The organism is Nocardia sp. JCM 34519.1 (assembly GCF_020361265.1).
GTDB lineage: Bacteria > Actinomycetota > Actinomycetes > Mycobacteriales > Mycobacteriaceae > Nocardia > Nocardia arthritidis_A.
This window is the reverse complement of record NZ_JAIRBR010000009.1, coordinates 299,094-325,327: the sequence shown is the minus strand read 5'-3', so window position 1 is coordinate 325,327 and position 26,234 is coordinate 299,094. Positions and strand designations below refer to the sequence as shown.

The following is a 26,234-nucleotide window of genomic DNA, read 5'->3' as shown; positions in this document are numbered from 1 at the left end:
TCATTGCTCACACACTGGTCTTCGACGCCCTCCGCCCATGTCCGGGCATCGTCAGCACTTCGGACTTACTCGTCTAGTTGGTCTTCGATCGCGTCGGCGGCCTCGTCCGGGTCGGTCCGGACGGCGCGGAGGCGGCGGATGGTGCCGTCGTGGTCGCGGAAGGTGGCCCTGGCCGCCCACCGTTCGGGCTTCCCGCCGCTGGCGGGCAGGTAGCCGATGTCGATGACGGTGGAGGTACCGGGTTGGATGGGTGGTCTCATCGGCTGCTCCCGATCACGCCCCGGATGCGCAGATCAGCGAACGCGACGGCATCGGACCACCGATGCCCTTTGCCCTCGTGGGATTGAACGACGTTGAGCCACAACAGGTCTTGCCCCCAGACGCCGAACAGTACGAAGTTCATCACCGTGCTGGCGGCCGACAGGGCGTAGGCGTCGTGCTCGGCGAGCCGATCCGGGTCGGCGCCGAGTTCGAGTAGGGCACGCCCGATCAACCGCGAACCCTGCCAGCGGCCGTCGGCGTCGCGGACGACGTAGCGGTCCCCGTGCGGATGCTCGGTACTGGTGGGTGTGGTGGCTTCCGGTGCGGCCGCGACGATGTCACGGACCCGCGACACCAGCGCGGTCGCGGTGATCGGGTTGGTGCTCATAGCAGGCCCTTTCCGATGCGGTCGATGATTTCGGCGAGGTCGTCGACGGTGTTGGTGGCCGCGAACAACTCGGTTGCCTGGCGGCTGGTCAAGCCGAGTCGCCGCTGGGCGTAGTCGCGGGCGATGAGGTGCTGGCCGGTGGCGAGATCCAGGGCGGTGGTCAGGTCCGGATTCACCCGGATCTGTTGGCGGCCACTGGTGTTGACCAGGCCCGCGATGCGCAGGCTCATCGTGTCGTACACCCACCCGACGTCGGGGTCGAGTTCGACGGTCCATCCGGCGAAGCACATCGCGGTCCGGCACAGCGTGGCGCCGTTGTCGGCGTAGACGAGACCGTGAATGTCGACCTCGCGGTACACCCACTGGTCCCAGACCGCGCCGGGATGGCGGGTGTGGTTGGGTAGGGCGCGGATGGTGTCGAGCACCGTGCGCGCGAATCGGATGTCGGGGCTGGTGCGGCGGATCATGACCGAACCCCGTGCCGCGCAACCGGTTCGACACCGATCAGGCGTCCGGCGGCCAGTAGCCGTGTGCGCTGGCCGGGCAGCCAGGTGGCTTGGCAGCATGCGCAGTACCCGGTTTCGCGCTCGCGGCCGCCGATCACGGTCATACCGGTCTCGAGCGCCTGCGCGGGGCAGGTGGGGCAGCGTCGTCCCGACAGTAGCCGGGTCAGGCCCGACACCAGGCGTGCGGCGTTCCAGCGCTCGGCCTCCGCAGCGCTGGCGTGCGCTTCGGGGCAGTGCAATTCCATGACGATTTTCGTCATCGTTTCTCCCGTAGATGCAGTATTCAATTCCGGTCAGGGAATTCCGGTGGTGCTAGCCACATGTGAAATCCCCTGCAACACATCCTATTTCAATTCATATCGGCCATCAATACCATCATATTCGTTGCAGCAGAACACAATTCGTAGCTCTCAGCCGTTGAATACTCCCCGGTTGCGGCAGAGGTGGAAATAGTTGCCGCCGGGCGTCCACGGAAACCCGGACGTCGATTGATGCAATTCGTGCGGGAACAGGCGTGCGTCGCGGGCATACCGCCATTGCCGCAGATTCACCAGCTTCGGGTGTTCCTCGTCCTCGTGACCCCGGCCGGGCACGATGCCGTACCCGAATTCGGGCCAGCGCAACAGTAGCGACGACCCGATCGGCCGCACCGACCGCGAACGCCCATCAGCGGCATGCGGAATATGCCCCTCCAGGATCAGCGCGAACCGGTATTTGACACGCAACCGATCCAGGATCCGCACCAGTTCACGTGCCCCGTCAGCGGTTTCGGTATCCAGACCGTTGAGCCGATACAGTGGCCCGGCAACGACGAGGGCGGGCTGGTGCGCGGCGATCGCGGCTTCGATACGCCGCAACTCGCGCGGATCCTCCAACCGCACCCCGTCCGGGCGGGACTCGATCCGCAATTCGTCGTGCCAGTCCGGCCGCGGGTGCAGTTGCTGATCGCAGACCCCGTCGACGCGACCGACGATATCGCGGTAGCGACGGCGCAGCTGACCGGGCAGGTTCTCCGCGTCGATCACCAGCACTCGATGCGAGCGCCGGTCGGGTGCACCGGCTCCGGTGATCGGTGCGGCGAGGAACGGGTGCAGGCCCGCGGTCACCGCGCACGCGATCTGTGCCAGGAGCGTGGATTTGCCGAGTCCTTCGATGCCGGTGAGGATCATCCGGTCCCCGTACTCGAACAGCTGCGGGATCAGCCAGTCGTAGGAATCGCTGCCCGCGAGCACGTCGGCGACCGACGGCGGTAACGCGGCGGCGCCCGGCGCGACGGGGTCGGTGAAATCCAGATCCAGCCCTTCGCGCGCGCGTTGCACGACTTCACCAGTGAATTCCAGATCACCTGTACGGTGCAGGGATTGGAGTTTCTGGATCATCCGGGTCGCCTCGGTGATGGCGGTGCGGGCGCGCCAGAGGGTGATGATCCGGTCGGCGAAGTAGGGCACCGATCCGGGCACGCCTTTACCGAGCATTTCCAGGGTGAGCTGGCGCAGCCGGTGGGGATTGCCGCCGAGTTCGCCTCTGCTGCTGGCTTTTTCGATGATCACTGCCGGATCGGCGGGGTGCCCGTCGCGCAGCATGTCGACCATGGTGGCGTGCAGCAGCTGGTGAGCGGGCCGGTAGAACGCCTCGGTAGGGATGTCGGCCACCTGCTGCGCGACCTCGGTGTTGTCCCAGGTGTAGAGAGCCGCGCCGAGGATCTGCTGTTCGGCTTCCAGGTCGCACATCAGCGGTTCCTCCTCGACGCTGGTCACGACCCGACCCTCAGGCGTTCACGCAGCTTGGACGCCGCCCACAGCCCGGCCTCGGCCATGCCGCCGAGCTCGGAGCGCAGCACATCCTGGTGCACGCCGTCACCGAGGAGCGCTTCGAGTTCGGCGCGCAGGGCTTCGCGGGCACGGCCCGGTGGGGTGCCGCCGTTGCGGGTGATCATGTCGAGGTGATCACGCGCCAACTGCCAAGCCATGGCTCGTTTTTCGCCGACGGTGACCGGGTCCGGAACAGGCAGCGGCTTGTGAGCGGCCGTCATCCGCCAGTAGTACCCGGCGTCGCCGTAGAGGTCGAAAAGCCGGTCCAGGTCCGGGTTTTCGGCGACATCGCCGGTCGCGAGGTACTCCGCGCGAGCGTCGATCAATGCCTCGGCACGGTCCAGCTCGGCTTGGGCCTGGGCGTGGCGGAACGTGCCGGCGTCCGGTTCGGCCAGGACCGCGATCGCGTCGGGCACCAGCCGAGCCAGCACCCGCCGCCGCATCGCCGCAGTCGCAGGAATCTCCGGGGCGGCGGCGTTGAGCCGGTCGGCGACCTCGTCCCCGCCATGTCGTCGGCGCGGCGCCGACGGCCCGGTCCTCGGCGGCGATGACTCCGATCCCGGTAACGCCGACGCCCTGAACGGCGGAGACTCCGGCGGTGACGGCGAGCTGGGTTGCGCGGAATCCTCGCCTCCTCGCGCGTTACTTACCGCAGGGGGGAGATCTACAGAAGAAGAGATATCTTCTTCTGTACATTGTGAATTGTGAGACGCGTACGCGTTGGTAGGTGGGCCGCTAGCGTTTCCGCTAGCGCCCGCGCGCCGGTTCGCCGCTTTCGCCAAGCCTCCCAATCTCCCTGCTGACTTGGCCTTTTCCCGCCTTTCGGTGGTGTCGGAGAACACTGTTTGATGCATGGCGTAGTCATGCATGGTGTAGAAATCCGTGCCCACACGGTGCCGTCGCCGTGCACGCACCGTGCCCGCATGGTGCCGTCGTAGTGCAATCGTGGTGATGCCAGGATTGCGCCACGGTGAAGACCTCACGGATGCGTTTGGGCACCAGCTTGCGGGCCTGCGTGCCGGGCACGACCCCGTCGGTGCGGTTACGCACGCAGTAGATCCACAACTCGATCAAGGCCAGCTTCGCGACCGGCGACATCGGCCCGGTCTTGCGGTTTTCCAGGAAATCGACCGACAGCTTGATATAGCCGCGACCGTCCTTCCTGGCTTCGATGCGGGATTCAGCCGCCATATCCCTCTCCTACCCGGCCCGCGCCCCGGCACACGCCATGCGGCGCATACCGGGGAGCGGGCTGACCTGCGGTCGCCGTCGAATCGTGAACTCGGGGTGGTCTATTCGATCAGCGTGACGTCGCGTGACTCGTAACGGCCGTCATCCCAACGCCTCTCGGTCACCCACGCGCGACCGTGACCGCTCTCGACCACATACCGGCACTGGTAGAGGATGCGTACGGGTTGGCCGGTCTCGTCGCGGACTTCGGCGACGATCGTCCAGTGCTGGCCGTCGCCGAACGGATCGCTCGCGTTCGCAAGGAGGACGGGCATCGGCCTGTCCGGGTATGGCCCGGTCACGACGCACCCTCACCAATAGGTGTGTATATCGTTGCGCTGCGCCGGATTCCGCCCGGTTTCCCCGAGCGGAGGCGTCCGCGTTCGACCGCGATGTTGACCAGTATCAGTGCGGTGCCGTCGTCGAGCGCGGTGACTTGTTCGAGGGTGAACGGGTCACCGCGGGTGATCAGGTCGTCGAGACGATCGGCGATACGTTCCTCGGCAGCGGACAGAATCACGCAGTCGTAGCGCAACAAGCGGGCCTGCAGGGTGTCCAGCGAGATACCCAGGTGCCGGGCGATCGCCTGGTGAGACATGTTGCCGCCGCGCAGGAATCGGTACTCCTCAACGAAGACCCGCCCCGCGTCATCGCGCGCTGCCGAGTCGCGGGAACGACGCCTGCGGTTCGAGCTCATGCCGACCTCGGTTCGGTCATCGCATCGAGGTAGCCGAAGTAGTCGCACTCGATCCACCGCAACGGACGGGAGTCACCGTTGAGCCGAAACCCCTTGTCCGCCAACGCGTGTGGCTTGGGCTGTGACCGCCACTGCAACACCAGTTGCTTCGTGACACCGAGGCGCTGAGCCACCTCGACGGTGTCGATCAGCCCGTGCTGGCATCTCGGGTTCCGGCACTGCTGTTTCGTCATTCGTGTTCACCTCCTTCCGCATTCGCCTCAGTGGTGCGGCGCTTCGCCCGTTCGGCGTCGACCTGCTCCAGGGTGGCCTTGATGGACACGATCAGCTCCCGCAGCGTCGTGGGCTCACCTGCCAGGTCCACGGTGGGCGCGCCGAGCAACCGGTAGGAGTCGATCTCGTGGTAGAGGTCGCGCAGATGATCCATCGCCGCCACGGCGAAGATGCGGCGCCGGAACTCCCCGACCGTCGGCATCTCCTCGCCGCCGTCGAGCCACTCCGCGATCTGGGTGGCCAGCTCGCCACCGGGCTCCGCGATGACCTGGTTGGCCAGGAACGGCAGCCGGGTCTTGGAGATGTGCAGGTTGTTCTTCAAATCCAGGTCGGCGACGATGTCGAACTCGTGCTCGAGCCCTTCGCGCTGCATGGGGCGGGTGCCGACCTTGCGCGGCACCGCGCGGCCTTTGGCGTCTTCTTCGATGACGTATTCGGTTTTGGTGCGCATCGTGACGATCAGGTGGCCGGGGAAGGTGAGCATCGCGTCGACCATGCGGCGCTCGTCGGGGTTGGCTTCCTTCCACCCGGAAAACGAGTTGCTGCCGAGCTTGCGGCGGTCGACCTGTTCGAGCATCCCGTCCTGGCCCATCCAATAGTGCGACCAGGAATCGATGATCATCACCGCGAACCCGTGACCGGCGGCCACGCCGAGGATTTCGACGAGGCTGGCCGGGGAGAACCGGTCCGGTTCCAGGGTTTGCCACTGCCAGCCGTTGAGGCCCTGATACTTGCTAGCGCTGCCATGCTCGGTGTCGACCATCCCGACCACCCCGCCGTCGCGCTGCGCCCATTCCCAAGCCAGCGACAGCGCCGTGTAGGTCTTGCCGGACCCCGACGGTCCGGCCAAGGCCATGCGCGCCTTGCTCTTTCGCCGGACGGCGGGTTTGAACTCGATCGCCACCGCTACCGCCTGTTCGAGGGGTAGACGGCGGGCCCGCCTGCCATGGGACCGGCAGGCGGGTTAAAATGGGGTCGCATATTTACTCCCGTAGATGTGCCCGACCCGGCGGAGTGCTAGCCCGCCGGGTCACCTTTTTGTTCTTCGTCTCCCGTAGACGTTGTTCCCGTAGATACGGTTGTGCTCGGTTCTGGCTGGTCTCCTTCCTGTTCGATCCGGAACATATTTTCGGCCGGGATGTCCAGTGCCGCAGCGATTCTCACCGCCAGCGCGGGGCTGCACGAGGTTCGCGCTCCCGAACGCAGCAGCCCGATGATGCTCTTGCCGCACCCGGCGCGGTCGGCGAGGCTTCGGACTGCAATCCCCCTGTCCTGCATCGTATCTCGCAACACGGTGCGGGTCTTCAATCTCGCCCGGTAGACCATCCTGGCCCCTCCCTCTGCCTCATCCCCAGTCCAGACAGTAACAACAGAAGGCATCTATGTCTACCAACTCACGAATGAATGATGAATATTTGCGCAGATAGACGATATTTCCAATATCTATTGGCGCACATCGCGCATAGGGTGTCGCATCAAGTGTTCTGCCGGTGTGGACATATGCCCTACGCTTAGGCCATGCCACGTAAGCGTGCGATACCCGAGCCGTGGGCCTCCGCGATGGCCGCGGTGGGTATCAACAGCCGAAACGAACTCGCCGACACCGCCGGCGTGCACCCGACCACGATCAGCCGGTTGATCGACAACCCCGAACACCCGTCCTCGATCGAAACGGTCCAGGCCGTGGCCGACGCACTCAAACTGGACGTCCGCGACGTCGCCCACTGGTCCGGCATCGCCCTCGAACTCGCCGAGCCCTACATCCCGCCCCCGGAAGCAGCCCTCCTCGGCCGCGAACAACGCCGACTCGTCACCGAACTCATCCGCGCACTCGCCGCGACCAACCGACACCCACGCCCGCCGTTGAAGATTCAGACGGCCGGAATCGTCGTCCTGTCCGGCGAATAGCCGAATATGTAGCCACAGTGAATATTTCGCAGGTACGCGGCACCGTTCACCACACGACCGATGCCGTCATGCAGCAACGCCATTCATCGCAGCTGGACAACCTCGGCATCGGCGATAAAACGCCGATTCGAATGTCTACTTCCGCAAGCGTTCGAGCACCGTCCGCAGCTGTGCCTTGCAGGACGCCTGCAGGTCGTCGGTACTGGGTGCGGCGACCGCTACGATCCTGAACTCGATCTCCGCTGCGAGGTTGCTGTCCTTGGCCGCGCAAAGGTAGCCCATCGAGAGGAAGCCGCCGAATTGTGTCTGGCCCCACGCCCAAAACCCATTCGACCCGACTCCGGACAGATCACCAGTGCCTTTGGTATTCGCCGGACCTGTGCCGCTCTGCTGCCAGAGCTTGTAGATATTGGTGTAATCGTTCTGGTAGGCGGGCTTCCGGTCGAACTCGGCATCCAGCGTCATCGTTGATGTCTGGTCGCCGTAATCTCCATTCCAGCGGTACGCCGCGGAGCACGAAAGGCTACCGCCGCCCATTTCGGGGTCGGGCGGGCTTTCGGTGTGCTTCGGTGCCTCCCTGGGGCCGGTCGTCCCCCACTTCAATAGCACCGACGGGTCGATCAGGCTGCAGGAGTCGATGACGCCGGGCATCGCATACCGGTCCGCGGCCCGTTTGGACTCGCCGTCGATCAGCATGACCGCGCCGACCACAACACCGATGGCGACCACCAGGGCGACCGCCCCTCCGACGAGCCAGCGCGTCTTGTTCGAGCTGGTACGCGGGGATGAGTACGGCGAGGGGAGGCTGGATCGTGGCGGCATCGGATGCCTGGGCACCGACCTTCGTTCCGCCTGTGGCACCGAGACATCCCGCAGCACAAACGTTTCCGAAGACTGTGGGGGTGCGGCAACGGCTCGCTCGGACACCGCGTCACGCACGAAGGCTGCGAATTCGCTGCAACTACTGAATCGCTGGTCACGATGCTTGGCCATGCCCCGAGCAAGAACCGCGTCCAAACGCACCGGAAGATCCGGCCGGATCCGGCTCAGCGACGGCAACGGTGCGTTCAGATGCCCCGCCACCACCTGCCCGGGGTTGTCAGCCGCAAAAGGTGACTGCCCGGCCAGCAATGTGAACAGGGTGCACGCCAGTGAGTACTGGTCGGCTCGGTGATCGAGCGGCTGCCCGGTCAGCTGTTCTGGTGCCGCATACGCAAGCGTCGCGGTGAAAGTACCGGTGGCGGTGATCTTTGTGGTCGCGTCCAGCAACCGTGCGATACCGAAATCGGTGAGCACAGCACGTTCGTCCCGACCGGCCTCCGGGGCGGCGAGCAGAATGTTGGCCGGTTTGATGTCGCGATGCAGGACACCCCGCGCGTGCGCATAGTCCAGCGCGGCGGCGGTTTCGGTGATGATCCGCGCCGCCCGGTCGCTGGTCACGGCGCGGGGATCCAGTCGGCCTATGTCAGAGCCCTGGATGTATTGCATGGCGACCCATAGGTGACCCGCATGGGTACCGCGGTCGTAGACGCCGACGATGTTCGGATGTTCCAGCCGCGCAACGACATTAGCTTCCTGCTCGAACCGCCGACGCAGCTCCGCGTCACCGGAGACCTCACGATTGAGCAGCTTCAGCGCAACCCACCTCGGCAGCCGAGGATGGCGGGCCAGATAAACCGTGCCCATACCACCCCGTCCGAGCACGCCTTCGATGACATAGTCCGCAAACGTCGCGCCGATATCGGGATGAACCACGATCCCCCCTCGCACTACAGCACCTCATGATCCACGCCAGCATAGGCGGACAACCAAATCAGCGGGAGCAGCGCGGGTGTGCCACGCATCGGCTACACCAACGATCGGCGACGACTGGCCGAAGCAGTCGCTGCACAACTGGAGGGACAGTGCAGAAGTACTACAACCCACTGTCCACCATGTATCCGTCACATAGGGCGCCGCGCGAATCTCCTAGCAACACAACGGACTCAAGCCCGACTCACCGTTAAGCAGGTCTCGCGTCCATCGCATTCTTACCTCTGCTGGACCGCCGCCGCAACGAACCTATCTATGACGGAGGTGAGCTTCCGGTCACTGATCGCTCTGGAATCGCCTACGCGGCAATCACATTCGTGAATAGGCAAAGCCGGAGTCCACGGCAAACCGCATACGGTAAGGAATAGCCCAGACTCACCCAGACGATTGAAACTTATTGGTAGCGTTTGGACTTCGAGCTAGAACCGATCCAGCCACAAATGACGCTCGACCGGTGTATTGATGTGAGATGCGATCTTTGTACCGCACCGTCGCGCAAGCGTCCGATAGCGGCGCTGCCGGTGCCGAACAGGCTCGCGAGAGCTCCCGAGGGCCGGGACCGGGCATTGTCATGAGCACCTGGTCGGCGACGACCAGAGCCCAGATTTCATACAGAATCGCTTTGCCCACAGCCGATTCCGCAATATCGTTGACACCCAGCAGTGTGCTGCCACCTTTCGCGACCGGGGGCGGGTCGAGTCCGGCACTGGGGACAAGTTCCCCAATCATCGAGATCTTCCGAACGAGGCCCGATGATGTGACGATTTGAGTCGATCAATCAATTCTATTGGGCCAGTGGGGATTTCAAGGCCCAGACAATGAACTTCTCTTGATGAGGATTTCAAGGAGGGGACTATGTCACGCAGCCAGAAACACCGGAAACGCATCCGAATGCTCCGGACCGCCGCTGTTCTCGCGACCATCACCACGCTCGCATTCGACCCCACCAGCGCGTCCGCGCGGCCGATGGATCCTCCCTACCCCATCGGTGGGGCGATCAAGGTCGAATACGACGAGACCGGCGGATTCGACTTCTTCGGCAACGCAACCAACCCCGAGTCCGACGCCGCCCGCGGCGGACGCTGGCAGGCATTCGAGAAGAACAGCTCCATCTACTGGCACCCCCTGGTGACCGACGGCCACGCCCACCAGATAGGCGGTAGAATCCGGGACAAATGGGGTGAACTCGGCTGGGAGAACGGAACTTTGAAATACCCCACCACCAGAGAACAACCGACCCGCAAGCCGGGCCGGTTCAACGAGTTCGAGGGTGGGTCAATCTACTACTCCAGCGCAACCGACGCGCACAACATCTGGGGACTGATCCGCGACAAGTGGGCCTCACTCGACTGGGAGAACGGCCCACTCGGGTTCCCGACCAGCGACGAATTCGGCACCCGCAACAACGGCGCCGGCCAGCACATGGAAGGCGGCGAGCTCTATTACTCGCCGTCCACCGGTGTCCACCCGGTGTGGGGCGCCATTCGCGACCAGTGGGCCAACGCGGGATATGAGAACGGGCAATACGGGTACCCGACCAGCGACGAAGTCAAAGGCGGGGAAGTAAAAGGCGACGGGTACGAGGGCCAGTGCCAGTACTTCGAACATGGCGTCATCATCTCGGGTTTCTCGACACCGTCGTTCTACGACAAAGGATTCTCATCGGTCTACGTCGGCCCGGCAGGCACCCAGTTGGGGCTGTTCAACACCTCCAAGTACACCGCAGAAGTCGAGAACGCGGTCAATCAGTGGAACTCGAAAGGCGGGGTGACGATCGTAATGCCCGGCGTCGAGAATCCGGTACTGCGGCTCATTGATGTCAACCGTTCCGATGTGCAGTTCGTCGGGCAGTACGACCAGGGCACCCAGATCCAGTTCAACACGTATTACATGGATCAAAACGATTACCGTGGCCCCAAGGACCGCAATCTCGTCATGCACGAAATGGGTCATGCACTGGGTCTGCACCACAGTTGTGAGGACAACATCATGCTCTCCCGTGTAACTCCACAAACCGAGTTCGGTCCAATCGACAGCAGTTCGTATCAGGCTATGTGGGGAGGGGTCTGACATGCGTTTGACCATCGAATCGATATCTACCCGCGCGGTTGGCTTATTCGCTGTCATGATCGCGGCGGCGGTCGTGGCAGGTTGCGACGAAACACCGCCGGATGTCCCGGCAGGGAAGGTCAAAAACGTCGAGGCTGAACTGGCCGTCGACCCCTCCGACCGTGCCGCGGTCGCAGGGTGGGCCGATGCCATCTTCGTCGGAACGGTGGAGGAAAATCTGCACACCGAGGTTCCCGAGACCGGAATACCGGAGACCCAGTTCCGGGTCGCTGTCGTGGACCAATTGAAAGGCGAGTTGCCCGCCAAGGTCGTGGTCAATCAATTGGGAGGTACGAATAGTCGCGGTGAGATCATCGTCGTCGACAACGTGCCGCTCATCGGTCCCGATAAGACCTACCTGTTTGTCACCCGCTACTACGCCGAGAAGGGATGGCTCACCGCCGCGACCGGGCTGGGAACCCGCGAACTGATCGGCCCGGAAGCCGAGGCCGCGAAGCGGGCCGACAACAATCCGGCCAACCGCGATGCCGAGCCCGATGTCGTCAAACGCATGCGCGATGCCATCGCCCACGAAAAGCCCTTCCCAGACGAGGCCACCCGACCGAAACTGCCCGATCCCGCCAGCCTCCCCTCGGCCGTGACCGGCATCCCGACCCCACGAGGAAACACGAGTCCGGCACCGACACCGACCACGAGCCTTCCACCGGCTCCCACAACCAGCGCACAACCGCACCCGCCAACGACCACCAGCGGAAACCCACCGACTCCAACATCATGACAATTGACATCGCTCATCTACGGAGCCGTCGGGGAAGGATTTCCCGACGGCTCCATAAGGTAATTCCCAGTCCCAGAATATAGTTCACGGCACGCCGCAGGCAATAATTCGAAATACCTTCCGCTCCCGTAGAATTGGTGTTGCCAGACACCGGCTAGCACCGGTTTGCACACTACGGGAGAACAATTGAACATGCATCGTTTCGCGCGCGCTGACGGGCGGCGCGCCTGATGGCGCGTGAACGGATAAAGCCTGGCAGACACGGGAAGATCACTGTCACCCCGGTCCGCGACCAGGACGGGAAAACAATCAAGCACATCGCGAAGACTAATGTCCGGGACACCGACGGTGCACTGCGTCCGGTCACAGCGAGCGGACCCAGCAAGACGAAAGCCATTGCGGCACTGGAAGAAAAACTCAGCGGCCGCGTGACGCCGTCGAAGGCGGCCATCACATCGGAATCTCTGGTCGACGCACTCGGCGAGCGCTGGCGAACCAGGATCCAGCGATCGAATCGGTCGGCGAACACCAAACGCCGGTACATCGAGATCCTGGATCTGCACATCATCCCCGCGCTGGGCAAGCTCACCATCGGTGAATGCACCGCCCTCGTGCTGGAAAGCTTCCTCGAGGAGTTGGGTGAGCGGATCGGGAAACCCACCGCCAAGCTGGCCAAGACCTGCCTGTCCGGGATGTGGACCATCGCCAGTCGATACGGGGCGTCGGCGGGCAACATCGTCAAACTGCTCGCACCGATCGAGGTGGAGGACAAGCCCGTCGTCGCGTGGTCGACCGATCACGTCCTGCGCGTCCGGACGGCGCTCCATGAGGACGAGCACGCGATACGGACCGGGATAGCCGACATCGTCGATCTCCTGCTCGGAACCGGATGCCGGATCGGTGAGACCATGGCGCTCAAATGGAAGCACCTCGACCTCGACGCCGCGAAACCCAGCGTCCTGATCGAAGGCACCGTGGTCCGGCTCCGCGGCGGCGGACTGTTCATACAGCCGCATCCGAAAGGCGGTCCCAACGGCAATCGGCGGCTGTTCTTGCCCACTTGGGCCGTGTTGCGCTTGAAGATTCGGCGCACGCTGATGCCGCACGACCCGGAGGATCTGGTCTTCCCGTCGATGCGCGGTACCCTGCGCGACCCGCGCAACGTGCGCAAGCAGCTCAAGCGGATCCTGACTCGGCTGGGCTTCACCGATATCCCGCAGAACCCGCACGCCGCCCGCAAGACCGTCGCCACGAAGCTGGCCGAGGACGGCGAAGGCGGCCAGACCGACATCGGGATCGCCGCAGCGCAACTGGGCAACACCGAGGCGATCACGCGTCGGCACTATGTCCAGCGAACTCACGTCGGCCCGGACGCCCGCGATCGGTTCGATGCCTTCGCCCTCGCCGGTGAAAATGGAGAGTAAATAGAGAGTTGGGCTCCGATGAGCCTGTTGCCCCGGATCCCCAGGCCCGCTGGCCTGGGTGTTTGTGGGGCGGGCGGGGCTCGAACCCGCGACCAATGGATTATGAGTCCACGGCTCTAACCGACTGAGCTACCGCCCCTGGGCTGTGGTGGGTGCCGACAGCTTGGTGGATGCTACCGGGTGGGGTGCCGGTCACACCAGTTGGGCTGGTCGGGGGTGTCGTGTTGGGCGGCTCGGGGTGGGGGAGTGCTTCCGGATTCGCTCCGGCCATGCGCGGGCTTCGCCGACTGTGCCTATTAGGCTGGGCGTACCGCCGAACATTCTGGAGGGTCCGTTATGTCGAACGTGTTCACGAATGTGTTGAAGGCGCATCAGTGGGTGTACGAGAACAGCGGTGGGCTGGTGGGGCATCGACTGTTGTTCGGTAATCCGACGTTGCTGTTGCGGACGGTTGGGCGCAGGTCGGGGCAGCCGCGGACTTCGGCGTTGACGTATGGGCGGGATGGTGACGCGTATCTGGTTACCGCGTCGAATGGTGGTTCGCCGCGCCCGCCGGGTTGGCTGGCGAATGTGAAGGCCGAGCCGAAGTGCGAGATTCAGGTGGGGCGGCGACGGATTCCGGTGCTGGCCAAGGCCACTTATCCGGACGACCCGGATTACGCGCGGCGGTTCGCCATCGCCGACGAGGTGAACAAGGGGCGGTATACCGCCTATCAGAAGATGACGAAGCGGCCGATCGCGGTAGTGGTGTTGACGCCGGCCTGAGTGGGTCAGCGGTCCTCGTCGCGGTCCCAGTGGTCCCAGTGGTTCTCCTCGGGGTGGTCGTAATCATCGCCGTCCCAGTGCTTTTCGCGAGGCGGGCGGCTGGCCAGCTGGACTACGACGGCCACGATTATGAGAATTACGATGACCACAATCACGGTAATCACGCACGCACCCTAGCGCCGACCTGGTTCGCGCGCAGGGCGAGACGGGTCGGCGCTAGGGTGAATGGCCTTGCGTGCCAGCCGTTTTTCAGATCGTCATAGCACGAGTACGGTCCGCCCGATCGCGTCGCGGTTTTCGATCGCGGCGTGTGCCCGGTCGGCCTCGTGCAGCGGGAAGCTTTGCCCGATCACCACTTCCAGCCGTCCCGCGGCCGCCTCCTGCAATGCCCGCTCGGCGAGTCCGTGCCAATCGGTTTCGCCCGCGGTGATTTCGGGCAGGCTGGCGACGGTGATGCCGCGCGCCGCCGCGGCTTCGCGGTTCACCGTCGCGAATTCGCCTGCGGAGGCGCCGTATCCGAGGAATCGGCCACCGTCGGCGATGGCGTCGAGCGCGGTCGTGCCGAGGTCGCCGCCCGCGCCGTCGAACACCACGTGCACACCGGACCCGCCGGTGATCGCGCGCGCCTTGTCGGCCCAGCCCGGTTCGGTGTAGTCGATGACTGCGGTCGCGCCGAGTCGTGTCGCGAGTTCCAGTTTCGCCGTGCCGCGGGCGGCCGCGATGACCTGTGCGCCCGCGGCGCGGGCGAGCTGGGTCAGCAGGATGCCGAGGCCGCCGCCCGCCGCGGTGATGAGCACCCATTCGCCCGGTTGTACGGCGGCGCGATTGTGCACGGCGAGCGCGGTGCGCCCGTCGTGTGCGACGGCGACGGCTTGCGCCGAGCCGAGTTCACCAGGCACTTCGGCGAGCGTATCCACCTTGGCGAGCGCCTTTTCCGCGTAGCCGCCGGTGGGTGTGCCGCTGCCGATTCCGCTGGCCGCGGTCATGGTCGACACGCGCTTGCCCAGCCACGATTCGGCGACGCCCGGTCCGACGGCGGAGACGACGCCCGCCACCGCGCCGCCCGGCACGTAGGGCGGTGTCAGCTTGAAGTACTGGGTGCCCCAACCGCCGCGCAGCCGGGTGTCGAGGAACATGACGTCCGCCGCCGCGACGTCGACCACCACCTCGCCGGGCCCCGGCGCCGGATCGGGCGTCTCGCGCACCCGCAGCACCTCGGGTCCGCCGAATTCCGTCGCGTAAACCGCTCGCATGACCGTCTCCTCGTTCGCTGTGTCCTGGTCGAGTCCAGGATGAAACCTGAATAAAGATTTAGGTCAAGCCGAGTGCGGCCGATTTCGCCGTGGGCGGAATGATCAATCCGCCATGCGGGCAGTCCGATTCAGGAACCGCTGCTACAACTGCTGCCGCCGCCACAGCTACTACTGCTACCGCCGCTACAGCTACTACTGCTACCGCCGCCACAGGAACTTCCACCCCCACAGGAACTTCCGCCCCCGCAACTACTTGTCGAATCGTGCCCGCCATGGTGGTGGTGCCCGCTGGAATGGCTCGATCCGGAGTCGGTTCCGGTATCGAACATGAACGGAGCGCTCGAACTCGAATCGGTGGACGTCCCCGTATCCCCGGCCGCCCAAGGTCCGGCCCCGTCGCGGCTACCCGCCGATGAGGTGCCGCTGCCGCGACGCACCATCCCGATGAACCAGATGCCCAGTGCGAGCACGATCAGCACTATTACGAAACCCCCGAGTGGATCCATGTCCGCACACTAACCGCTCCTGGATCGCCCCGCCGTACAGTTAACTGTGTCGCCATTCAACTTCCGCGAACTCACCCGCGTATTCCGCCCCCGGCAGTCCGAGATCGATCCGCGCCGGGTCGATGCCGCCGTCGCCGCGCTGGAACTGCCGGAGGCCGTCTTCAAAACCTGTCCCTGGCAACCCCGCGAGCTGGTGGCGACCGGTCTGCGGCAGTGGCTGCGCTGCTGCGGCGCGGCCATGCGCGACGGTCAGGTGATCGGGATGCCGTCGCATGCGGTCGACGAGGCGTGGCACGGCCTGATCCTGTGCACCGAGCGCTACGCCGCCTTCTGCGCCGGCGCGTACGGCCGTTTCCTGCACCACTTTCCGGAGGGTGCGGGCGCGCCGAATCCGGCGCACGGTTCGATGGAGCAGCAGTTGGGCCGCACGGTGGTGGCCTGGTCGCTGGCGGCGCGGCCGGGGGAGGAGTGCGTGCTGTGGGATCTGGACCGGCGGGTCGGCGTCGAAAACCCTTGGGGCATCGGCGCCGACCGGGTCGCGGCGATCGAGGCGGAGCTGGCTAGGTGAGCTTCACCCGCTCGGCGAAGAAGCGCACCGCGGCGGGCGCGAGCCGGTTGACGTGGTACTGCAATCGCGCCTCCGGTGTGACGGGGACGATGCTGCGGTCGCGTTCGACAGCCCGCACGATCAGCTCGGCCACCTTCGCGGGCCCGTAGCCGCGCCTGCGGTAGATGTTGTCGTAGCGCTGCTGCTTGCGCCGTTCCTCATCCGCGCCGATGCCCGAAAACCTGGTGTTGGCAACAATATTGGTGTGCACGATGCCCGGGCACACGGTGTGCACCGAGATACCCTTGCCCGCCAGCTCGGCGCGCAGGCAGTCGGAGAACATGAATACCGCCGACTTGGAGGTGGCGTACGCGCTGAACCCGCGCTGCGGGCTGTAGGCGGCCATACTCGACAGGTTCACGATATGCCCGCCCAGCCCGCGCTCGGCCATCGCCTTGCCGAAGGTGCGGCAGCCGTTGATCACCCCGCCCAGGTTCACCCGCATCACGCGATCGAATTCCGTTGCGGGCGTGTCGAAGAAGTCGCCCGCCTGACCGATGCCCGCGTTGTTGATCAGAATGTCCGGCACGCCGTGCGCCGCGATGACGGCGTCGGCGTGCGCGGCCACCTCGGTCTCGTCGGATACGTCCAGCGAATAGGCGTGTGCCACACCGCCTTCCGCAGCGATCAGCTCGGCCGTCTCCTTGGCGGCGACGAGATCGATATCGGAGAGCACGATTTCGGCGCCGCGCCGGGCGAAGGACAGCGCGGTCTCCCGGCCGATACCGCTGCCGCCGCCGGTGATCACCACCAGCTGATCCGCGAAAGGCGCGCCGGCCCGGCCGACTTCGGCCCGGCGCAGCCCGCGGGCGGCGGGCGCGCCCGCCAGCGAGTCGATGAGTTCGGTGGTCGCGGTGGCGAGCAGTTCCGGGTGCGAGAACGGAACCCAGTGTCCGGCGGCGATATTCCGGCGCCACAGCCGATCGGTCCAGTTGGGTTCGTCGTCATAGCCCGCGGGCCGCACCGCGATATCGCGGCCGGCGACGATCAGCTGCACCGGGACGTCGGTGCGCCGCTCACGCGGAGAAAGCAGGTGCTGCACGATATTCGCGCGGTAGATCAGCAGGCCGTCGACAATGTCGCGCCGAAAACTGGGTCCCAGCTTGATATTCGACGGCGCGGTCTCGTTCATCAGCGCGACGAACAGCTGCCAGAGCCGTTCGCTGCCGATCAACCCTAAGGTGGCCCTCGGCAGCACCGGCGTCATGAAGAAGAAGGTGTATGCCGAGGAGAGCAACTGGGTGAACGGCTGCCAGATATTGCGTGGCGTCGGCCGGGACAGCCGCTCGCGCATCCATTTCGCGACGTGGTCCAGATTCGGCCCGGACACCGAGGTGAACGATGCGACGCGCGCCGCGGCCCCCGGTTCGCACACCGCCTCCCACACCTGCACCGAACCCCAGTCGTGCGCGAGCACATGCACCGGGCGGTCCGGGCTCACCGCGTCGATCACCGCGTAGAAATCCTTGGCCAGCTCCGCGAGCCGGAAGTCCGCGACGCGCCTGGTCCTGGTGGATTCGCCGTGGCCGCGGGTGTCGTAGGTGACCACCCGGAAGCGCCGGTTCAGCAGCGGCACCACCCGGTCCCACAGGTGGTGGGTGTCCGGCCAACCATGCACCAGCACAACGGTTTCCGCTGTCGGGTCGCCGGATTCGAAGACGGCGATGTCGAATTCGCCGCTGCGCACCGTCCGCCAGCTCGCCGGGGCGTCCGGGATGGCTTCTGTCATCGGATATCTCCTTGTCACAGGACGTATTTCACAGGTCGAGCACGAGACGTTCACCCGCCGAACGGGATACGCAGACGAGCATTTCGCCCGCCGCGTGCTCCTCGGCGGTGAGCACGGTCTCCCGGTGGTCCGGCGTGCCCGCCAGCACCCGCACCTTGCAGGTGCGGCAGAAGCCTTGGCGGCACGAGTACGGCCGGTCGGGGCGGCGTTCCAGGATGGCGTCGAGCGCCGTTTTGTCCGCGGGCACCGCGACCACCTCGCCGGAGCGGGCGAATTCGATCTCGAAGGGCGCGCCGTCCACGATCGGCGGCGGCGAGAACCGCTCGGAATGCAGTTCCACACCGCGCATTTCGCGGATCGCCTCGGTGATGACCGCGGTCATCGGGACGGGACCGCAACAGTAGACCGCGGTGCCCGCCGCGACGCCGGGCAGCAGCGCCGCGGCGTCGGGCAGGCCATGCGCGTCATCGGTGCGCACGGTGACGCGGCCGCCGAAGCTTTCCACCTCGTCCAGGAAGGGGATGGTGTCGCGGCTGCGGCCGGTGTACACCATGGACCAGTCGACGCCGAGCCGATGCGCCAGCCGCAGCATCGGCAGGATGGGCGTGATCCCGATCCCGCCTGCAACGAAATGCAAACGGGCCGAAGGTGATCCGTGCCCCGGCACGGCGAACGGGAAGGCGTTGCGCGGCCCGCGCAGCACCACCGGCGTGCCGACCGGCAGCGCATCGTGCACCTCGATGGAGCCGCCCTTGCCATTCGGTATGCGGCGCACCGCGATTCGGTAGGCGCGGGTGTCGGCGGGGTCGCCGCACAGCGAATACTGGCGCAGCCGCCCGGACGGCAGCTCGATATCGAGGTGCGCGCCGGGATGCCACGGCGGCAGCTCCCGGCCGTCCGGCGCTTCGAGCCGCAGGCTCACCACATCCTGGTCGTATGCCTCGACGCGGCGCTCGGTCACCACCACCGGTATCCGGCGATCGTCGACCCGGGGGTCGAGCTCGCGCCGATTCGTCCGCGCGGTCCAGCGGATCCGGGCCGTCGCGACCGCGTCGACCACCCGGAACGCCCGGTCGGTAGCGCGCTTCCCGAATAGGTCCGCGGGCATTTCGGTCGGGATATGTCTCACGAAGCCACCGCGCGCGCCGCGGGCGACTCGGCCAGATAGGCGACGGCCTGTGCGGTCGACCCGACCGACTCGGGGTTGTAGCCGGGTTTATAGGTGGACAGCGCGCTGCGCAGCAGCGAGGGCACGCCGGGCAGCGCGCCGCGCCACATCGAGCCGAAAATGCGGAGGACCAGCCGCGGGTAGCGGTGGTTCGGCAGTGTCGGGTCCTGGTGGACCAGGAATTTCGCGCCGCGGGCCACCAGCGTCACGAAGATCGGGAAGGTGAGCGCCATGATGGCGGCGCGCCGCACATAGCCGACCCCGAAGTACAGCGCGACATCGTGCGCGACGTGCCGGTGTTCGACCTCCTCGGCGCCGTGCCAGCGGAACAGATCGGCCATGCGCGGGTCGGCGCCGAATTTCTCCAGGTCCGCATTGAGCACCCAGTCGCCGAGGTAGGCGAAGAAGTGTTCCAGCGCCGCGATGAAGGCCAGCCGGTCGACGAGCACCTGCCGCCCGGCGACGCCGTGCACATCCGTGGGTACGAGCGTCTTGCGGAAGAGGTATTCCGCTTGCCGCACATAGGGTTCCGGATCGATGCCGTGTACCGCGAGCACCTCGTGCAGCACCTTGTCATGCGTTTCTGCGTGCATGGATTCCTGGCCGATGAAGCCGTGCATGGCCTCGCGCAGCTTCTCGTCCTTCACGTAGGGCAGCGCCTCTGCGTAGGTCGCGCAGAACATTCGTTCGCCCTCGGGCAGCAGCAGATTGAGCGCGTTGATCACATGTGATGCGATCGGCTCGTCCGGCATCCAGCGCAGCGGCGTATCGGTCCAGTCGAATCGCACATTGCGCGCATGCAGCGCGACCTCGCCCGGATCGATGCCGGGGCGTCTGCGAAGTAGCTTCATCGGTACTCCTATCCACGGATGTCGCCTCATCGCGTCCGTTCCTGCATAGCTGTAGCAAACATCATACACATATATGCAACGTCGAGTTACATACACATGCCGGTTCGAGCCGCCCTCGCTCGGCGGCGCACCGTGGAATGCTGGTTGGCATGCTCGAATTCGATGTCGCGGGTGCCGGTTATGTCTGAAGCGGAATTGGATCCCGCCGCGGTCGAGATCGGCAGTTTCTTCCCGCAATCGCCGAGCGCCGTCTGGCGGGCGTTGACCGAGCCGAGCCTGATCGAGCAGTGGTTGATGCGATCGATCGGCTTCACGACGGCGGTGGGCACCCATTTCATCTTCGCGGTGCCGACCCAGCCGACCGGTGAGATCGCCTGCGAAGTGCTGGAGGTCCGGCCGGGCGAACAGCTGACCCTGAGCTGGGTGGATCTGCGCGCCGAATATCCGCGGCGCTGGGTGCTCGACTGGACGATCCGGCCGCAGGGCCGCGGCACCCGATTCCTGTTGACGCACACCGGATTCGATATCGCCGACCGGCGCCAGAAGATGGCCCGCAATGCCATGGAGCGGGGTTGGCGGACCACGATGACGCGCTTGCGTGAGGTGCTCGAACACGCCGAAGCGTGAGGTGGCTGATCGTGTGCTGCCTAGGCAAAGCCGGGCACTGCCGCCGAAATCGCCTGGGCCCGTGCGAACGAGACCGGCGTGATCGTCTCTCGCCGCTGCAATCCGGCCTGCTCACCGGGGCTTTTTCGGTCGAGCGGGTCGCGGGTCTGCCCGCCGAGGATTGGCGGCGGGCCCACCACGATTTCACGACGGGCCTGTCCGCCGATCTCGAGCTCGCCGCCGCGCTGCGGCCGATCGCCGAACGCCACGGACGCAGCGTCGCCGAGGTGGCCATCGCCTGGGTGCTCGCCTGGCCCGGCGTCACCGGGGCGATCGTCGGCGCGCGCAAGGCGGCTCAGGTGGATGGCTGGATCGGCGCGGGCTCGCTCGAACTGACCCCGGCTGATATCGAGGAGATAGCCACCGCGATCGAAGTCTCCGGCGCGGGCGTCGGTCCGGCCCGCCACGCATGAAGATCGCCGGGCCGCGCCGTCAGCCCAAGGCGTCGAAAACCGCCTCGGCACTGTCTCTTTCGCGATACAGGCGCCAGGCGGTCTCGGCGATGGCATCGGGGTCGAGGGTGCGGCCGGTGGGATCGCCGAATTGTTCCGGATGCGCGGTGACGTGGCGGTGGATATCGCCGCGTTCGACCAGGCCGCCGATGGTGAGGGTGCCCGCGTATATATCGTGCTCGGCCAGCGCGGCGTGCAGGGTCACCGCGTAGTTCCGCATGGCGCCCGAGGCGATGGCGAGTGAGCCGAGCGCGGGCATCGGCCGGACCGCGCTCAGTCCGCCCGCGAAAAGTAGTGCTCCGGAACGTCTTTCGAGCATTCCGGGCAGGACGTGGGCCACGGTGTCGACCGCGGGGTACAGCCAGGTCATCGCCCGCCGCACCTCGTCGGCATCGATGGTGGTGATCGGCTTCGGCAGCGCCGGATCCATGGCGGTCGCGCCGTAATACATGACATCGATCGCGCCGATCGTGTCGAGCACCGAGCGCAGGCGCGGCATATCCAGCACATCGGCGGCATACGCCTTCGCCTCGATGCCCGCATCGTTGAGCGCGGCGACATATCCCGGGTGTCGTTCCGGGTTCCGGGATATCAGGGCGATGGCGAAACCTTCCCGGCCGAAGCGGTGGGCGATCGACATGCCGAGCCCGGGGCCGACCCCGATGACGACGGCCGTTCGTCGTTCGTTCATGACAAACCTTTCTGGATGAAATCGAGGTATCCCTCGACTTACCCGCCCACCGTAGCATCGATTCCGAGGGTGCCCTCGAGTTTGTAGAATGGATTCCATGGCGACCACATCGAAACCGCTGCGCGCCGACGCCGCGCGCAATCGCGACCGGCTGCTGGCCGCCGCCACCGCGGTATTTGCCGAGCGCGGCCTCGACGCCCCGCTGGAGCACATCGCGCGCCGGGCCGGAGTGAGCATCGGCACCCTCTATGCCCACTTCCCCTCCCGCGAAGCGTTTTTCGCGGCGATCTTCCCGGAGCGCCTCGCGGCGCTGGACCGCATCGGCGCCGCCGCGCTCGCCCAGCCCGACCCGTGGACCGGCTTCGTCCAATTCCTGACCGATCTGTTCGCGCTGCAGGCCGAGGATCGTGGTCTGAACGACGCACTGGCCCAACGCTTTCCGGACGGCGTAGATATCGGTGAGGCCTGTGCGCGCGGTGTCGTCTACGCCGAGCGCATCATCGAACGGGCGCAGCGGGGCGGCATGCTGCGCGCCGATTTCGGCATATCCGACCTGTCCGCGCTGACCTCGGCGATCGGCCAGATCATCCGGGAGACGATCGATACGCGACCGGATGCCTGGCGTCGCTTCCTCGGGCTGTACGTCACCGGACTGTCAGTTCAGGAAGCGAAAACCTGACCGGCCCAATCGATGTGGTAGTCGTAGGTCTGGCGCCACTGTTCGCCGTCGGCCATCCGGTTCAGGATCAGCGGCAGGAACAGCCGGATGAAGACGCGCGAGAGCGGACCCGCGGCCTTGTTCCGGTTGATCCGTTCCGCCTGCCGGATGATCCGCTCGACGCGGGGCCGCCTTGCGGCGACGAACTTTTCGAACGCCACCCGCGGTGTCGCGTTGTCGCGCAGGCACTTCGCCAGCATCACCGCATCCTCGACGGCCAGCGACGCGCCCTGTCCGGAACTGGGGGATGGGGCGTGCGCGGCATCGCCGATCACGATCATCCGGTCGCCGTGCCAGCGCGGTAGATGCGGCAGATAGTGAATCGGCATGAGCGGCAAGAGTTCTCGGCCGCCCGCGATAAGTGGCAGCGCGGGCCCGGCGTCGTCGGCGAAGAGTTCGGTGAGGTAGGCGCGGACCGCCGCATCGCCGTCGGCCAGGACCGCGCCGCGCGCCGGTTCGACGGGATGCGGACAGTTGGCGAACCACCACACCTCGTCGTCGGGTGCGGTGGCATAGCCGAAGAACGCGCGTTTGCCGAAGACGAACCGGTAATCGCCGGGCCCGCCACCGATCTCGACACCGCTCGTATACCCGCCGCTGCCGATGAGCCCGACATAGCTGGGTCGCGGCGCGGCCGGATCGATGCAGTAGCGAACTCTGGAATGGATTCCGTCGCAACCGATCAGAACCGCGCCCTCGGCCTGGCCGCCGTCCTCGAATACGGCCCGCACGCCATGCCCGGATTCGTGCGCATCCACCAGCCGCTTGCCGTATTCGATGCGGATGCCGCGACGCAGCGCCTCATCGCGCAGGTTCCGGTACAGATCGGCGCGTTTCATTGTCCGGCTGGTGGTGCCGTCGGGCAGGGTCTGCCCGGTGGACACCGAGCCGAGAACCTTCCCACCGGCGGTGACGATATGCATCTGCGGGGTCGGGAATCCCGCGGCGAGTACCCGGTCCGCGTCGAGTACGCGCAGCGCATCGATTCCGTTGGAGCCCAGTCCCAGAAAGCTGCCGACCCCCGCCGCGACATCCGAATGTGCCTCGTAGACAACGGAATCGATACCTGCTTTCTGCAATGCCAACGCCGTGGCCGGACCCGCTATCCCGCCCCCGATGATCAGTGCGTTCGAGATCATGAACATCTCCATCTAATTCATTCAATTGAATGAACGAAATGCTACGCTGACGGAGACACGCGAGCAACGGCGATAATTCGGAAGAATCGGCGACGGCAGTTACAGGAGATGTGGGTGAGCGCGGAACGCGACGAGTTGGTGCAGCGGATGCTGGTCTTGGGTCGCGAGATGAGCACGGTCGCGGTCATGCACCATGCCGCGGTCGGTGAGCGACTCGGCATCTCCGCCACCGAGGGCAAGACGCTCGAACTGCTGCAGCGGCTGGGCCCGCTCACCCCGGGCGAGCTGGCGAAGAGCTGCGGGCTGGCCGCCAACACCACGACGTATCTCGTTGCGCGCCTGGAGAAGAAGGGTTATATCCGGCGCAGGCCGCATCCGCACGACAGCCGCAAGGTGCTGCTCGAGGTCGATCCGGCGACCTGGGCGGCGGGTACCGAGTTCTATATCGATTTCAGCGCCAAGATGCAGCGGTTGCTCGCCGGCTACACCCCGGACCAGCTGCGGCTGCTGTTGCATTTCTCGGAGGAGGTCATCCGGATCAACGAGGAGGCCATCGCGGGCCTCGCCGAGGGCTGATCAGCGTGGCGCCTCGGTGAATTCGACATCGGAGCCGGTGAAGGCGAGTTCGCCCGCGGCATCGTGGTGCAGGGTCAGGAAGACGACGCATCGCCCCGCGATCCAATTGGCCAGTTCGGCCGAGGCCACGCCGTCGGCGACCCGCAGCGCGGCCTTGTTGAGCGGATCGGCGGAGGCGACGGTGGCGTAGACGGTGTACCCGGTGTTCGTCGGCGGCCCGGCGAATACGGCGACGACCTGATCGGCGCGAACCCAGCAGGTCCCGTGCGCGGCATGTCCGCGCAACCACAACATTCCACTCATGCCGCTCCCTCGCTGGCGCTCGGTCGCGTCATGAGCGGAGCACGCTGTGCCCATGATTCGCTCGCAAGCTCGCTCATGCCGTTGCCTCGCTGGGCTCGTCCACCTGTTTCGTCTCCCCGACTCGCTGACATCTCAGATGAGGATGCTAGCCAGGTTCACCCGCGACGCAATCGGCATTGAGCGAGACATGATGTAGCGCATCCGCGATCGGTGATCACTCCTTGCCGGTCTACGCCTTCCCGTGCGGCTCGGGCCTGCGTGAATCGATTTCGCCGAGCGCCCAGCGCGCCCACTCCCGATTCATCGTCCAGAATCGCTCGCCCCACTCCATGGCGATCCGGCCGTAGACCGAGAAATCCTTGTCATCCCAGTCGACGGTCGCTTTCAACGCCGCCAGTTCGCCGAGCGCCTTGGCCGCGCCGTTCTCGACACCGGTGAGATACTCCATGGCCTGTTCCTTGCCGACCTCGCCGAGAAAGAAGACGCGCAGCAGCATCTCGTTGCGCGACGCGCGTTTCGGGCGCGTCGTGGTGAGCCAGTCGCGCAACTCGGCGCGGCCCGCGCCGGTGACGGTGTACTCCTTGCGCCCGCGCGGACCCTCGTCGGTGACGGTGATGAGTTCGGCGTCGGCGAGTTTGGTGAGTTCGGTGTAGATCTGGCTCTGGGTGGCGGGCCAGACGTTGGCGAGCGATTCCCTGAATCGTCGCAGCAGGTCGTAGCCGCTCGCCGGACCGTCGGCGAGCAGCCCGAGCAGGGCATACCGGAGGCTCATGACCAATATCGTACATTCCAGTATTGACATGTCGAAATGGCAGTCTCTATCTTCGACATGTCAGAAGTGGAATATTGAATATCGAGGATCTGGTCGACATGTCCTACCTGCGCACCTTCGCCCCGTGGATCGTCTACGCCGTCATCCCCTCCGGGTACTGGCAGTGGGCCGCCCTCATCGCCCTGATCCTGTCCGTCGTCGAGATCGTCAGACAGACCCGTGCGGGCCGCAAGGCCGACGCCATGATCATCGATATCGGCTCGGCCCTGTTCTTCGCGGCGCTGACCGTGCTCGCCTTCGCCGATCCGGGCACCCCGCTGCACCCCTATAGCCCGGCACTGTCCAACGCCGTACTCGCGGTGATCGCGGGCGTATCGCTGGCCGTGCGTGCCCCGTTCACCCTCGGTATCGCCAAACAGTCCGCGCCGCAGGAGGTTTGGGACCACCCGGTATTCATCCGGATGAATTACGTCATCACCTCGGTGTGGGCCGCGAGCTTCGCCATCGGATGCCCGCTGCTGGCCGTGCTCGCGCACCGGGACGCGCCGCGGATCGCGATTCAGGTCGCGGCGTTCGTGATTCCGGTGGTGTTCACCATTCGATACGTCGCGCGCATTCAGGCCCGGGCCAGGGCCGCGGGCGAGCTTGCCTGAAATCGGGCGTGCGCCAACGCTGTTGCGCGTATGACTCGCTCAAGCCCAACGCGGACACTGCAATCGGCCGCGATACGGATCCTTGACCGCCCGATGGATCCGGTACACCGGCCGATTGCCCGGCGCCGCAGCGGCTTCCGCAGGCCGGATCGATTCGGTCTCGCCGGCGGGCGAGATCCTGTGCTCGCCGGGTATTCCGGCGATGTGCGGACGGTGTCTGCGGCCTG

The 26,234-nt window shown here is 65.7% G+C and carries 34 protein-coding genes and 1 tRNA gene; 12 read left to right on the top strand and 23 right to left on the bottom strand.

Annotated elements, in window-relative coordinates:
• Window positions 1-65: 65 nt before the first annotated feature.
• The 12 genes from LGY53_RS23705 to LGY53_RS23650 form a co-directional block, all read right to left on the bottom strand.
• Window positions 66-260, bottom strand: a complete 195-nt coding sequence (locus LGY53_RS23705; protein WP_225728880.1) for a hypothetical protein — start codon at window positions 258-260, stop codon at window positions 66-68.
• The gene (locus LGY53_RS23700) at window positions 257-649 is read right to left on the bottom strand and encodes a hypothetical protein (RefSeq protein ID WP_225728879.1); all 393 of its coding nucleotides are present in this window, start codon (window positions 647-649) and stop codon (window positions 257-259) included. Before LGY53_RS23700 ends, LGY53_RS23705 begins: the two co-directional genes overlap by 4 nt.
• Window positions 646-1,116, bottom strand: a complete 471-nt coding sequence (locus tag LGY53_RS23695; RefSeq protein ID WP_225728878.1) for a hypothetical protein — start codon at window positions 1,114-1,116, stop codon at window positions 646-648. The genes LGY53_RS23700 and LGY53_RS23695 overlap by 4 nt, the downstream gene beginning before the upstream one ends.
• Window positions 1,113-1,415 (bottom strand): hypothetical protein, encoded by a 303-nt coding sequence (locus tag LGY53_RS23690; protein WP_225728877.1) that lies wholly within the window; start codon window positions 1,413-1,415, stop codon window positions 1,113-1,115. The genes LGY53_RS23695 and LGY53_RS23690 overlap by 4 nt, the downstream gene beginning before the upstream one ends.
• Before the next feature lie 150 nt (window positions 1,416-1,565).
• Window positions 1,566-2,912: an AAA family ATPase gene (locus tag LGY53_RS23685; protein WP_225728876.1), complete on the bottom strand. Its 1,347-nt coding sequence runs from the start codon at window positions 2,910-2,912 to the stop codon at window positions 1,566-1,568.
• Window positions 2,909-3,409 (bottom strand): hypothetical protein, encoded by a 501-nt coding sequence (locus LGY53_RS23680; protein WP_225728875.1) that lies wholly within the window; start codon window positions 3,407-3,409, stop codon window positions 2,909-2,911. The genes LGY53_RS23685 and LGY53_RS23680 overlap by 4 nt, the downstream gene beginning before the upstream one ends.
• A gap of 418 nt (window positions 3,410-3,827) precedes the next feature.
• Window positions 3,828-4,157 carry a hypothetical protein gene (locus LGY53_RS23675; RefSeq protein ID WP_225728874.1) on the bottom strand — a complete coding sequence of 110 codons (330 nt, stop codon included), beginning with the start codon at window positions 4,155-4,157 and terminating at the stop codon, window positions 3,828-3,830.
• 101 nt (window positions 4,158-4,258) lie between these two features.
• A complete protein-coding gene (locus tag LGY53_RS23670) occupies window positions 4,259-4,471 on the bottom strand; it encodes a hypothetical protein (protein WP_225728873.1) in 213 nt (70 codons plus the stop codon).
• A gap of 23 nt (window positions 4,472-4,494) precedes the next feature.
• Entirely contained in the window at window positions 4,495-4,893 is a 399-nt protein-coding gene (locus tag LGY53_RS23665) for a hypothetical protein (protein ID WP_225728872.1), read from the bottom strand.
• The gene (locus tag LGY53_RS23660; protein WP_225728871.1) at window positions 4,890-5,126 is read right to left on the bottom strand and encodes a hypothetical protein; all 237 of its coding nucleotides are present in this window, start codon (window positions 5,124-5,126) and stop codon (window positions 4,890-4,892) included. Before LGY53_RS23660 ends, LGY53_RS23665 begins: the two co-directional genes overlap by 4 nt.
• Window positions 5,123-6,070: an ATP-binding protein gene (locus LGY53_RS23655; RefSeq protein WP_225728870.1), complete on the bottom strand. Its 948-nt coding sequence runs from the start codon at window positions 6,068-6,070 to the stop codon at window positions 5,123-5,125. Before LGY53_RS23655 ends, LGY53_RS23660 begins: the two co-directional genes overlap by 4 nt.
• Window positions 6,071-6,183: 113 nt before the next feature.
• On the bottom strand, window positions 6,184-6,492 hold the full coding sequence (locus tag LGY53_RS23650) for a helix-turn-helix transcriptional regulator (protein ID WP_225728869.1): 309 nt from the start codon (window positions 6,490-6,492) through the stop codon (window positions 6,184-6,186).
• Between the two features lie 192 nt (window positions 6,493-6,684).
• Here LGY53_RS23650 and LGY53_RS23645 point away from each other — a divergent pair, with 192 nt between their 5' ends.
• Window positions 6,685-7,074 (top strand): helix-turn-helix transcriptional regulator, encoded by a 390-nt coding sequence (locus LGY53_RS23645; RefSeq protein WP_225728868.1) that lies wholly within the window; start codon window positions 6,685-6,687, stop codon window positions 7,072-7,074.
• Between the two features lie 135 nt (window positions 7,075-7,209).
• Here the strand turns inward: LGY53_RS23645 and LGY53_RS23640 are convergent, their stop codons facing one another.
• Entirely contained in the window at window positions 7,210-8,829 is a 1,620-nt protein-coding gene (locus LGY53_RS23640) for a serine/threonine-protein kinase (protein WP_308102975.1), read from the bottom strand.
• 912 nt (window positions 8,830-9,741) lie between these two features.
• On the opposite strand from LGY53_RS23640, the gene LGY53_RS23635 reads away from it, so the two are divergent.
• The 3 genes from LGY53_RS23635 to LGY53_RS23625 all read left to right on the top strand — a co-directional run bounded on the left by LGY53_RS23635 (window position 9,742) and on the right by LGY53_RS23625 (window position 13,158).
• A complete protein-coding gene (locus tag LGY53_RS23635; protein WP_225728867.1) occupies window positions 9,742-10,956 on the top strand; it encodes a hypothetical protein in 1,215 nt (404 codons plus the stop codon).
• A 1-nt stretch (window position 10,957) separates the two neighbouring features.
• A complete protein-coding gene (locus tag LGY53_RS23630) occupies window positions 10,958-11,734 on the top strand; it encodes a hypothetical protein (protein ID WP_225728866.1) in 777 nt (258 codons plus the stop codon).
• 428 nt (window positions 11,735-12,162) lie between these two features.
• Window positions 12,163-13,158 (top strand): tyrosine-type recombinase/integrase, encoded by a 996-nt coding sequence (locus tag LGY53_RS23625; RefSeq protein WP_225728865.1) that lies wholly within the window; start codon window positions 12,163-12,165, stop codon window positions 13,156-13,158.
• Window positions 13,159-13,223: 65 nt separating this feature from the next.
• On the opposite strand, the gene LGY53_RS23620 is transcribed toward LGY53_RS23625, so the two are convergent.
• Window positions 13,224-13,297: transfer RNA gene (locus LGY53_RS23620), tRNA-Ile, on the bottom strand.
• A gap of 197 nt (window positions 13,298-13,494) precedes the next feature.
• On the opposite strand from LGY53_RS23620, the gene LGY53_RS23615 reads away from it, so the two are divergent.
• Complete coding sequence (locus tag LGY53_RS23615; RefSeq protein ID WP_225728864.1) at window positions 13,495-13,923, top strand: nitroreductase family deazaflavin-dependent oxidoreductase; 429 nt, start codon at window positions 13,495-13,497, stop codon at window positions 13,921-13,923.
• Window positions 13,924-13,928: 5 nt separating this feature from the next.
• Here the strand turns inward: LGY53_RS23615 and LGY53_RS23610 are convergent, their stop codons facing one another.
• Window positions 13,929-14,087, bottom strand: coding sequence for a hypothetical protein (locus LGY53_RS23610; RefSeq protein ID WP_225728863.1), 159 nt, complete (start codon window positions 14,085-14,087; stop codon window positions 13,929-13,931).
• Window positions 14,088-14,180: 93 nt separating this feature from the next.
• Window positions 14,181-15,176, bottom strand: coding sequence for a zinc-binding dehydrogenase (locus LGY53_RS23605; RefSeq protein WP_225728862.1), 996 nt, complete (start codon window positions 15,174-15,176; stop codon window positions 14,181-14,183).
• A 327-nt stretch (window positions 15,177-15,503) separates the two neighbouring features.
• Here LGY53_RS23605 and LGY53_RS23600 point away from each other — a divergent pair, with 327 nt between their 5' ends.
• Both LGY53_RS23600 and LGY53_RS23595 read left to right on the top strand, forming a co-directional pair.
• Window positions 15,504-15,695: a hypothetical protein gene (locus LGY53_RS23600; protein WP_225728861.1), complete on the top strand. Its 192-nt coding sequence runs from the start codon at window positions 15,504-15,506 to the stop codon at window positions 15,693-15,695.
• 33 nt (window positions 15,696-15,728) lie between these two features.
• Complete coding sequence (locus LGY53_RS23595) at window positions 15,729-16,250, top strand: hypothetical protein (RefSeq protein ID WP_374111221.1); 522 nt, start codon at window positions 15,729-15,731, stop codon at window positions 16,248-16,250.
• Here LGY53_RS23595 and LGY53_RS23590 read toward each other — a convergent pair.
• The 3 genes from LGY53_RS23590 to LGY53_RS23580 are packed head-to-tail and all read right to left on the bottom strand — an operon-like array spanning window position 16,243 to window position 20,037.
• The gene (locus LGY53_RS23590; RefSeq protein ID WP_225728860.1) at window positions 16,243-18,018 is read right to left on the bottom strand and encodes an SDR family oxidoreductase; all 1,776 of its coding nucleotides are present in this window, start codon (window positions 18,016-18,018) and stop codon (window positions 16,243-16,245) included. The genes LGY53_RS23595 and LGY53_RS23590 overlap by 8 nt on opposite strands.
• Before the next feature lie 28 nt (window positions 18,019-18,046).
• Window positions 18,047-19,126: a PDR/VanB family oxidoreductase gene (locus tag LGY53_RS23585; protein WP_225728900.1), complete on the bottom strand. Its 1,080-nt coding sequence runs from the start codon at window positions 19,124-19,126 to the stop codon at window positions 18,047-18,049.
• Between the two features lie 17 nt (window positions 19,127-19,143).
• Window positions 19,144-20,037, bottom strand: coding sequence for a metal-dependent hydrolase (locus LGY53_RS23580; protein ID WP_225728859.1), 894 nt, complete (start codon window positions 20,035-20,037; stop codon window positions 19,144-19,146).
• A gap of 180 nt (window positions 20,038-20,217) precedes the next feature.
• On the opposite strand from LGY53_RS23580, the gene LGY53_RS23575 reads away from it, so the two are divergent.
• Together LGY53_RS23575 and LGY53_RS23570 are read left to right on the top strand one after the other, a co-directional pair.
• Entirely contained in the window at window positions 20,218-20,664 is a 447-nt protein-coding gene (locus tag LGY53_RS23575; protein ID WP_225728858.1) for an SRPBCC domain-containing protein, read from the top strand.
• Window positions 20,661-21,116, top strand: a complete 456-nt coding sequence (locus tag LGY53_RS23570; RefSeq protein WP_225728857.1) for an aldo/keto reductase — start codon at window positions 20,661-20,663, stop codon at window positions 21,114-21,116. Before LGY53_RS23575 ends, LGY53_RS23570 begins: the two co-directional genes overlap by 4 nt.
• A gap of 19 nt (window positions 21,117-21,135) precedes the next feature.
• On the opposite strand, the gene LGY53_RS23565 is transcribed toward LGY53_RS23570, so the two are convergent.
• Entirely contained in the window at window positions 21,136-21,846 is a 711-nt protein-coding gene (locus tag LGY53_RS23565) for an SDR family NAD(P)-dependent oxidoreductase (protein WP_225728856.1), read from the bottom strand.
• Between the two features lie 97 nt (window positions 21,847-21,943).
• On the opposite strand from LGY53_RS23565, the gene LGY53_RS23560 reads away from it, so the two are divergent.
• A complete protein-coding gene (locus LGY53_RS23560; protein ID WP_225728855.1) occupies window positions 21,944-22,525 on the top strand; it encodes a TetR/AcrR family transcriptional regulator in 582 nt (193 codons plus the stop codon).
• Here the strand turns inward: LGY53_RS23560 and LGY53_RS23555 are convergent.
• A complete protein-coding gene (locus LGY53_RS23555; RefSeq protein WP_225728854.1) occupies window positions 22,507-23,703 on the bottom strand; it encodes an NAD(P)/FAD-dependent oxidoreductase in 1,197 nt (398 codons plus the stop codon). The genes LGY53_RS23560 and LGY53_RS23555 overlap by 19 nt on opposite strands.
• 114 nt (window positions 23,704-23,817) lie before the next feature.
• Here LGY53_RS23555 and LGY53_RS23550 point away from each other — a divergent pair, with 114 nt between their 5' ends.
• Entirely contained in the window at window positions 23,818-24,279 is a 462-nt protein-coding gene (locus LGY53_RS23550; protein ID WP_225728853.1) for a MarR family transcriptional regulator, read from the top strand.
• On the opposite strand, the gene LGY53_RS23545 is transcribed toward LGY53_RS23550, so the two are convergent.
• Together LGY53_RS23545 and LGY53_RS23540 are read right to left on the bottom strand one after the other, a co-directional pair.
• Window positions 24,280-24,582: a hypothetical protein gene (locus tag LGY53_RS23545; RefSeq protein ID WP_167473600.1), complete on the bottom strand. Its 303-nt coding sequence runs from the start codon at window positions 24,580-24,582 to the stop codon at window positions 24,280-24,282.
• 229 nt (window positions 24,583-24,811) lie between these two features.
• On the bottom strand, window positions 24,812-25,354 hold the full coding sequence (locus LGY53_RS23540) for a PadR family transcriptional regulator (protein ID WP_225728852.1): 543 nt from the start codon (window positions 25,352-25,354) through the stop codon (window positions 24,812-24,814).
• A 74-nt stretch (window positions 25,355-25,428) separates the two neighbouring features.
• Here LGY53_RS23540 and LGY53_RS23535 point away from each other — a divergent pair, with 74 nt between their 5' ends.
• Complete coding sequence (locus LGY53_RS23535) at window positions 25,429-26,007, top strand: hypothetical protein (protein ID WP_225728851.1); 579 nt, start codon at window positions 25,429-25,431, stop codon at window positions 26,005-26,007.
• The last annotated feature ends 227 nt before the right edge of the window (window positions 26,008-26,234 follow it).